The organism is Echinicola sediminis (genome assembly GCF_054777495.1).
The window spans coordinates 26912-35075 of the sequence record NZ_BAAHAP010000058.1 but is presented as its reverse complement, the minus strand read 5'-3'; the positions used below and the strand labels follow the sequence as shown (position 1 = coordinate 35075).

Annotated in this window: 6 protein-coding genes; 4 read left to right on the top strand and 2 right to left on the bottom strand. The window is 41.4% G+C overall.

Going from position 1 to position 8164, the window contains the following annotated elements; translation table 11 throughout:
- Positions 1–151: 151 nt before the first annotated feature.
- The 3 genes from ACYVAA_RS14955 to ffh all read left to right on the top strand — a co-directional run bounded on the left by ACYVAA_RS14955 (position 152) and on the right by ffh (position 4696).
- Positions 152–1174, top strand: a complete 1023-nt coding sequence (locus ACYVAA_RS14955; RefSeq protein WP_460543126.1) for a FecR family protein — start codon at positions 152–154, stop codon at positions 1172–1174.
- A 194-nt stretch (positions 1175–1368) separates the two neighbouring features.
- Positions 1369–1908: a carboxypeptidase-like regulatory domain-containing protein gene (locus ACYVAA_RS14950; RefSeq protein ID WP_460543124.1), complete on the top strand. Its 540-nt coding sequence runs from the start codon at positions 1369–1371 to the stop codon at positions 1906–1908.
- Between the two features lie 1447 nt (positions 1909–3355).
- A complete protein-coding gene (gene ffh, locus ACYVAA_RS14945; RefSeq protein ID WP_460543122.1) occupies positions 3356–4696 on the top strand; it encodes a signal recognition particle protein in 1341 nt (446 codons plus the stop codon).
- An 80-nt stretch (positions 4697–4776) separates the two neighbouring features.
- Here ffh and ACYVAA_RS14940 read toward each other — a convergent pair whose 3' ends face one another.
- Positions 4777–5943 carry a 2-isopropylmalate synthase gene (locus ACYVAA_RS14940; RefSeq protein WP_460543120.1) on the bottom strand — a complete coding sequence of 389 codons (1167 nt, stop codon included), beginning with the start codon at positions 5941–5943 and terminating at the stop codon, positions 4777–4779.
- Between the two features lie 140 nt (positions 5944–6083).
- Here ACYVAA_RS14940 and ACYVAA_RS14935 point away from each other — a divergent pair, with 140 nt between their 5' ends.
- On the top strand, positions 6084–7643 hold the full coding sequence (locus ACYVAA_RS14935) for a hypothetical protein (RefSeq protein WP_460543118.1): 1560 nt from the start codon (positions 6084–6086) through the stop codon (positions 7641–7643).
- A 40-nt stretch (positions 7644–7683) separates the two neighbouring features.
- Here ACYVAA_RS14935 and ACYVAA_RS14930 read toward each other — a convergent pair whose 3' ends face one another.
- Positions 7684–8160 (bottom strand): nucleoside deaminase, encoded by a 477-nt coding sequence (locus ACYVAA_RS14930; RefSeq protein ID WP_460543116.1) that lies wholly within the window; start codon positions 8158–8160, stop codon positions 7684–7686.
- Positions 8161–8164 lie beyond the last annotated feature (4 nt).

The following is an 8164-nucleotide window of genomic DNA, read 5'->3' as shown; positions in this document are numbered from 1 at the left end:
GAGTGAGTTTTTTTTAATATCAGGGAGCTTTATTTCTCTTTTTTTATTATTACGTCTTTTTATTGCAATTACTGTATTTGTTGGGTTTTGCTATGTACATTTTTACCCTTTTTATCTCTATTAAGGTAAAGCGCTTTCACTGAGCAGAGAGATGAAGGAAAAAAAGCCGGAAATAGTTGATCTATTAAGCAATGAACAGTTTATCCAATGGGTGATCTCACCCAATGATTCTTCCAACCATTATTGGAGAAACTGGATCAGTCAAAATGAAAATAGAAGAAGGGACCTTGAGTATGCAAGGAAAATCATTTCCTCTTCAAGGTATGAAATTGATGAGGAGCTCTCAGAGCAGGATTACGATTTATTGCTCAATAATATCGTTCGGCACAATCAAAAAGTCAACCAGAGGAGAGAGGTGGGATATTCCCGCCGTCGAATGCTGGGTATAGCAGCAACCTTACTTTTGCTGTTTGCTGCTTCATTGACTTTATACTTGGGGACTGGTGAGGAGCAAGCGGGGACTACCACTGTGGAGAGAATTCAAAAAACAGCCCTAAATGGCCAAAGGTTACGCTTTAGGTTGCCGGATGGCTCGAAGGTAATCTTGAATTCCGGAAGTGAGCTTAGCTATACCTTGCCCTTTAAGGAGCACAGGTCCATCAGGTTGGAAGGAGAAGCATTTTTTGAAGTTACGCCTGATAAAGATCATCCATTTAAGGTGTACACAGGAGAGGTGCTGACCCAGGTGTTGGGGACGTCTTTTAATGTCAAAGCTTATCCGGAAGAGCAGCAGCGTGCTATTGCAGTTGTCTCGGGAAAAGTAGCTGTGTCCGATGATTTTGGCAATCAGGCCCTGTTGACACCCTCATTGAAAGGGGTTTTTAATTCGGATGATCAACAGCTCCTGGTCACCCATTTTTCTGAAGAAAAAGAATTGGGTTGGAAGGACGGTATTTTACAGTTTGACCATGCCCCCGTCGAAAAACTGATCAAGGAACTGGAGAGATGGTACGGCGTGGAAATGATCGTGGAGGAGCAGTCCATTCTTCAAGGGAATTATACGGGAAGCTATAAAAATGCCTCATTTGAAAAGGCCATGAAAGGAATCTGTTTTACCATGGGCTTGGAGTATACAATAGAGGAAGATAAAGTCAGATTATTCAAACAAAAATAAGGTAAGATGAACCAAGATTTCAATTCAAGTTAGTAAAGGACAGGGCATGATATGTACCCTGTCCAACCACCAGAATGATCACAATTCAGTTTGGCGACAGAAGTGAATATTCTGGCTTCAATAAAGTATAAAACTTATAATCAAAATTAATGAAAAATCATTTATCTAATCAACTTCTGCGGAAGTTAATAAAGATGTCCAGATTCTTTATATTGATCTTTATAGTGCAGACCGCCAGTGCTTCAATTCTCTTGGGGGCTGCGTCAAAGGCCCAAAATAAAAGTGTTTATGAAATCGATTTGCAGGTTGATTTTGAGCATACGGAACTAGAGGCTGTTTTCGATTTTGTGGAACAGCATTCTGCATTCAAATTTTCTTATCATTCATCCGTCGTTAACCAAAACCATTTAATATCTGTCAAAGGCGCCTTGTCTTTGGGGGAATTATTGGAGGTAATATCTTCCAGTGGAAAGTTTCAGTTCCAGCGCACCGGAGATAATATCCATGTTTATAAAAGTACCAAAACCAAAAAGGCAGTAGTGGAAATCTTGCCCGTCGAATCGATGGCCAAGGTCATTCAGGGTATTGTCAGGGATGAAAACGACGAGCCTATTCCAGGCGTGGCCATCCAAGAGCAAGGTACCAGCAATGGCACGGTAACAGGAATAGATGGAGAGTACTCCATCGATGTAGAAGAAGGAGCCACCTTGGTTTTTAGCTTTTTTGTGTTTTAGGGGGGGGCAAGCAATCAGCTAGCGTTTAACCCGAAATATTCATTAGCTTATCTATTACGGACTGAAAATGCTTTAAAATCAGTCGCTTTGCTTCTGTTTTCGACTTCACCATAGCGGTGCTATGCCTCAGTCTGCAAACAGCCTGATTTTCTTGCATTTTCAGCCCTCACTACGATCACTAATGAATAATCCGGGTTTAAGGTTCCAGAGAATTTAACCATAGAGAGCCCGATGGTTTCACTGAGAATCCTAAGTTTTTATTTCTCAAATAGCCTTTAAGAATGTGTTAATCAGGGGGCATGATGTGAATGATCCTGGGAGCATAGGTTCTGGGTGTCATTCTTTTTTATTTTGAATAATTTACCCAGTTGTGTTTGTCCCCCTAAGGCGGATGGCACGATTAAAATGGAGTCTCTGTGAATACCGTGTTCTGTAATAAAATCTTCACAACTTTACTCCCTGGGAAATATTGTTTGATCCCAAATATGGACACGTGTCGTGAACAGAGATATAATTCGAACATGTATTCGATAATCTTGAAAGGAGGAGTCTTGAATGTGGGGTGGGGCAATATTTAGCTGGTTTGTTGATGGTTGATTTTTTGGTAAAAATCAAGACAAAATAATATTCTGTTTTACGTATTGTGTAGTGGTTTGTGTGTAAAATTATTTATAATGTAAATTTTAGACTTTTTTATTGAAAATATTTGAATTTATACTAGGCTGTATTACCTTTGTATCATAAGGAAAAGACAAAAGGTCTTTAGATACTGTAGGGTGTTGAAATTGGCAGACAAGCCCTCCTGTCTCGGGGGTGGGGATCCCAGGAAAAAGCAAATATCGAGCTCGTGTTTTGCCTAACTGCCCCGTGGAGGTTCGAGTCCTTCTCCTACAGCTAGGTTATTTTGGGTTTATTGTTAATTGACTAAAGCTATGAGATATTGTTTCATAGCTTTTTGTGTTTTTAGGGGGGCAAGGAATCAGCTAACGTTTATGGTTCCAGAGAGTTTAACCACGGAGAGCGCGAAGGTGCTCTGAGGTCTCTAAGTTTTTTATTCCTCAAATAGCTTGTATGAAAGAATTTGGCAAAAGAAAAGCCGCTGGCTTTATCCAGCGGCCTTCTTCTTAGGATTAAAAGTAAAAAGTTTAAAGCGTCTATACTTTAAATGATTGAAAAAGTGAAACAGTAATTCTAATGTACAATAAAAATTTTTAATATAAAATACCGTGATCAGGGTATTTTTTAAACTTTATTGTAAATGACCAACAAAGTTTGGTCTATTTTTAAGTGGAAAAGGATGGATGGTAATGCTATAACGTTTTAATGAAATTTTGTGTCAGCGCTTATGGCTGGGGTTTGGTGCCAAAGAATTTGGCAGATAAAGCGGTTGACTCTTCTATAGCAACTTATTTATTGTATTTTTGCAGTAAATAGAACAAAAGAGCACATGTTTGATAATCTCAGTTATAAACTAGATAGGGCGTTTAAGACCCTTAAGGGAACCGGGAAGATTACCGAGATCAATGTGGCCACTACGGTCAAGGAGATTAGAAGGGCGTTGATCGATGCGGACGTTAACTATAAAGTAGCCAAGGAAGTAACCGATACCATTAAGCAGGAAGCTTTAGGAAGAGATGTATTGATCTCTGTTTCTCCGGGGCAGTTGTTGGTGAAGATTACCCAGGAAGAGCTGACCAAGCTGATGGGAGGGAAGAAAGAGGATATCAATCTCAAAGGTGATCCCAATGTGATTTTGATTTCCGGTCTGCAAGGTTCCGGTAAGACCACTTTTTCCGGTAAGCTGGCTACCCATTTGAAGAAGCAAGGGCGTCAGGTTTTGTTGGCAGCATGTGATATCTACCGTCCAGCAGCGATAGAGCAGCTGAAGACGTTAGGGGAGCAAATCGGGGTGGAGGTTTATGCTGAGCCAGAGAACAAAAATGCCTTAGAGATTGCTTCGCGGGCAATTGCTTATGCCAAGAAGAATGGCAAAAAGACCGTTATCGTCGATACTGCGGGCCGTTTGGCTGTGGATGAGCAGATGATGAACGAAATCTCTGGATTGAAGGAAAGTCTGAATCCTGCCGAGACCTTGTTTGTGGTGGATTCCATGACCGGTCAGGATGCTGTAAATACAGCCAAGACCTTTGATGAGCGATTGGATTTTGATGGCGTAGTACTGACCAAGCTGGATGGTGATACCCGGGGTGGTGCTGCGATATCCATCCGTCACGTGGTGGACAAGCCGATCAAGTTTATCTCCACGGGTGAAAAGATGGAAAACCTGGATGTTTTCTATCCGGATCGTATGGCTCAGCGTATCCTGGGCATGGGGGATGTGGTTTCCCTGGTAGAAAGGGCTCAGCAGTCTTTTGATGAGGATGAGGCCAAGCGAATCAATGCCAAAATCCGTAAGAACCAGTTCAACTTTGATGATTTCCTTTCTCAGATAGAGCAGATCAAAAAAATGGGTAACCTGAAGGATCTGATGGGGATGATACCAGGGATGGGAAAAGTAATCAAAGGTTTGGATATAGACGATGATTCATTTAAGCCGATAGAAGCCATTATAAGAAGTATGACACCGCTGGAAAGGGAGAATCCTGATGTGATTGATGGAAGTAGGAGAAAGCGTATTGCTACTGGTAGTGGGAGATCTATACAGGAGGTGAATAACCTGATGAAGCAGTTCAGTGATATGCGTAAGTTGATGAAGCAGATGAACAAGATGGGAGGGGCTCAAAAAGCCCTTGGAAACCTTGTGCCGAAAGCTGGAGGAAGAAGGTAAGCGCTTTAATTTTCTGGAATAAAAAAATCCAGTCCACCGAAAGGCGGACTGGATTTTTTTATGGATAAGGTAACAAGCTGTTAAGCTTCTATTGAAATATTGGAGATTTTGATGATTTCATGCAAATCTTCATCAGTGATTTCCTTTTTGACATCAGCGTGTTCAAGGAAAAGCTGGTATACTTCGTCAAGTTGTATTTTGGTGATGGTATACCCGATCTTGTGCAGTCTGAAAGCCAATGCGGCCCTGCCACTACGTGCCGTCAGAACAATCATAGATTCATGTACCCCTACTTCCTCAGGATCGATGATCTCATAGGTTTCCCTGTTTTTGATTACGCCGTCTTGATGTATACCGGAGGAATGGGCAAAAGCATTAGAACCGACAATTGCTTTGTTGGGCTGTACAAACATTCCCATTCTTTCTGAAACCAATCTGGAGACAGGGTTTAGTAATCGGGAATTGATATTGTTGTACACGTTTAGTCGTGGGTGTTGCTTCATGATCATGGCCACTTCTTCCAAAGAGGTGTTGCCGGCTCTTTCTCCTATACCGTTGATGGTACATTCGATTTGACGGGCACCATTCATGACGGCCGAGATGGAGTTGGCTGTTGCTAGGCCAAGGTCATTGTGACAATGTGCTGAAATGATGACATTTTCGATGCCTTTCACATTGTCCATCAAGTACTTGATTTTGGCACCGTACTCATCCGGCAGGCAGTAACCGGTAGTGTCCGGGATGTTTAATACGGTGGCTCCCGCTTTGATGACTGCTTCGCAGACACGAGCTAAGTATTCATTGTCCGTTCTTCCGGCATCTTCAGCATAAAATTCCACATCTTCTACGAAGGACTTGGCGTGCTTAACTGCTGCGACAGCGCGTTCCAGAATTTGTTCGGGAGTACTCTTGAATTTATATTTAATGTGGGAGGGAGATGTCCCTATGCCCGTATGGATTCGTGGTCTTTTGGCAAATTTTAGGGCTTCTGCTGCTACTTCTATATCTTTTTGTACACCTCTTGAAAGCCCGCAGATAATAGGTTCGGAAACACTTTTAGAAATTTCCACGACCGACTTGAAGTCTCCCGGGCTGGAAATAGGGAATCCTGCTTCAATTACATCCACCCCCAATAGTTCTAGTTGTTTGGCGATTTCAATTTTTTGAGGAGTATTCAATTTACAGCCAGGGACCTGTTCCCCGTCCCTTAAAGTGGTATCAAAGATCAATACTTGTCGTTTATCCATAATCCGTATTTTTTATCTAAAATCTAAAGTAAAATCTTATGGTTTGATAGTAAATTGATTTAACTTTATTTGTCCAATGTTCAATATCTTTTGTTGTAACATAAAATATTGTAAATCAGTTTGTTGTGTTTTAAAATAGTATGAGGTCTGATAAAGAAAAAGATAATGTATTTATTTTAATAAAGTCATTAAGTACTTCTGACAAGAGGGGATTCAAACTTTACGCCAAGCGGTTTGGGGCCAATGAAAATGCGAAGTTCATTCAGCTTTTTGATGCCATGGACAGGATGGAGATTTATGATGAAAAGCTATTGCTCAAAAAGGCTCCAGTTACCAAGAAGCAATTGGCCAATATGAAAGCGCATTTATATAAGCAGATTTTGGTCAGTTTACGTTTGATTTATTCCGATCAGAATGTGGAACTGCAGTTGAATGAACAGATTGATTTTGCCAGGATACTTTATAATAAGGGACTTTATAAGCAAAGTCTTAAATTACTGGGGAGGGCAAAAGGCATTGCGGAGCGGTATTTTTTGGATACCATTATGCTCCGGATTGTGGAATTGGAGAAGGTCATCGAATCCCAGCATATAACCAGAAGTATGCGAGACCGGGCAGAGGTTCTGGCCAATGAAGCCATTCATTTGGTAGGCAGCGCTTCTTTAAAAAATTCGCTGAGCAATCTCTCATTGCAGTTATATGGCCTTTACCTGAAAATGGGCCATGTGAAAGATGAGCATGATAGGAAATTGGTAGAAGCCTACTACCTCAAAAACATGCCTGACTATAAATTGGAGGACCTGAATTTTTATGAGAAATTGTATTTGTTTCAGGCCCAGGTTTGGTTTTATCACATTTTGCAGGACTTTCCGCTTTGTTACCGGGCTGCCCAGCGGTGGGTGAGCCTCTACCAGGAACATCCTCATATGAAAAAAGTGGCCACAGGAAATTACCTAAAGGCCTATCATTACCTGTTGGATACGCTGTTTTATCTTCAGCAATACGATCGGTTTACGGAGGTTTTTGAACAGTTTAAAGACAGCTTGGAAAAGGATGATTTCAAAATGGATGATAATTGTCGGGTGCTAGCCTTTCTTTATTATTATTCCAATAGCATCAACTATCACTTTCTAATCGGTGACTTCAGCACGGGGGTCAATGTGGTCATTCCATCTCTGCTCAATGAGATGCAGTCTTTGGAGATAAAGTTGGATGTGCACCATGTCACAGTTTTGCATTATAAAATAGCCTGCCTGTACTTTGGCAGCGGGGATAATTCCAATGCCATACGTCATTTGGATGAAGTGATTTACCATACAGGGGATGGCTTGCGTGAAGATTTGCAATGTTTTGCCCATATACTCAAATTGATAGCCAGTTACGAAGAAGGCCTGGATGACAATTTGGACCAACAGATCAAAACGGTTTATAAGTTTTTGATAAAAATGCAGGATTTACGTATGGTCCAGCAGGAAATGATGCATTTCGTTCGGAAATTGAACCGAATCTATGAATATGAGTTGAAATCGGCTTTTAAAGAACTACGGGATAAACTGGTCCAATACGAAAATCATCCTTACGAAAAGCGGGCTTTCCTTTATCTGGATATCATTTCCTGGTTGGATAGCAAGATTCAGGGCAGACCCGTTCAGGATGTAATTCGGGAGAAATTCCAAAAAAGGGTAGTGAGGGAAAAGTAAATCGTATCAAATATAGGCAAGGGTGTGTTTATGGGGTTTATCAATACACCTTTTTTCCCTCTAATTTCTGCCATTCATTGAACACTTCTAAAGCATTTTCATCCGGAAAGTGCTCCATGCTGATCTTTCGATTTTGAGGAGGTAGGGGCAATTCTTGGTAGATAAAGTCATCATCAAAACCGGCCTCTGCTGCTTCATGTCGGGTGTTTGCGTAGAAGACTTTACTTGGCCTGGCCCAGTAAATTGCCCCAAGGCACATTGGGCAGGGCTCGCAGGATGTGTAAACCTCGCAGCCTTCGAGTTGAAAGGTGCGTAATGTTTTACAGGCTTCCCTGATGGCTACCACCTCGGCATGTGCTGTAGGGTCATTACTGCTTAGAACCTGGTTGTTTCCCTTGCCTATCACAACACCGTCTTTTACAATAACACATCCGAAAGGACCTCCTTTACCAGAGTTCATCCCTTCGCGAGAGAGGCTGATGGCCATCTCCATAAACGTTTTTCTTAAATCAGTCATAATT

Excerpts from the sequence above, each read along its gene's own strand:
- ACYVAA_RS14940 (WP_460543120.1), bottom strand. The coding sequence starts at position 5,943 with ATGGATAAACGACAAGTATTGATCTTTGATACCACTTTAAGGGACGGG.
- ACYVAA_RS14950 (WP_460543124.1), top strand. The coding sequence starts at position 1,369 with ATGTCCAGATTCTTTATATTGATCTTTATAGTGCAGACCGCCAGTGCT.
- ACYVAA_RS14955 (WP_460543126.1), top strand. The coding sequence starts at position 152 with ATGAAGGAAAAAAAGCCGGAAATAGTTGATCTATTAAGCAATGAACAG.
- ACYVAA_RS14930 (WP_460543116.1), bottom strand. The coding sequence starts at position 8,160 with ATGACTGATTTAAGAAAAACGTTTATGGAGATGGCCATCAGCCTCTCT.
- ACYVAA_RS14935 (WP_460543118.1), top strand. The coding sequence starts at position 6,084 with ATGAGGTCTGATAAAGAAAAAGATAATGTATTTATTTTAATAAAGTCA.
- ffh (WP_460543122.1), top strand. The coding sequence starts at position 3,356 with ATGTTTGATAATCTCAGTTATAAACTAGATAGGGCGTTTAAGACCCTT.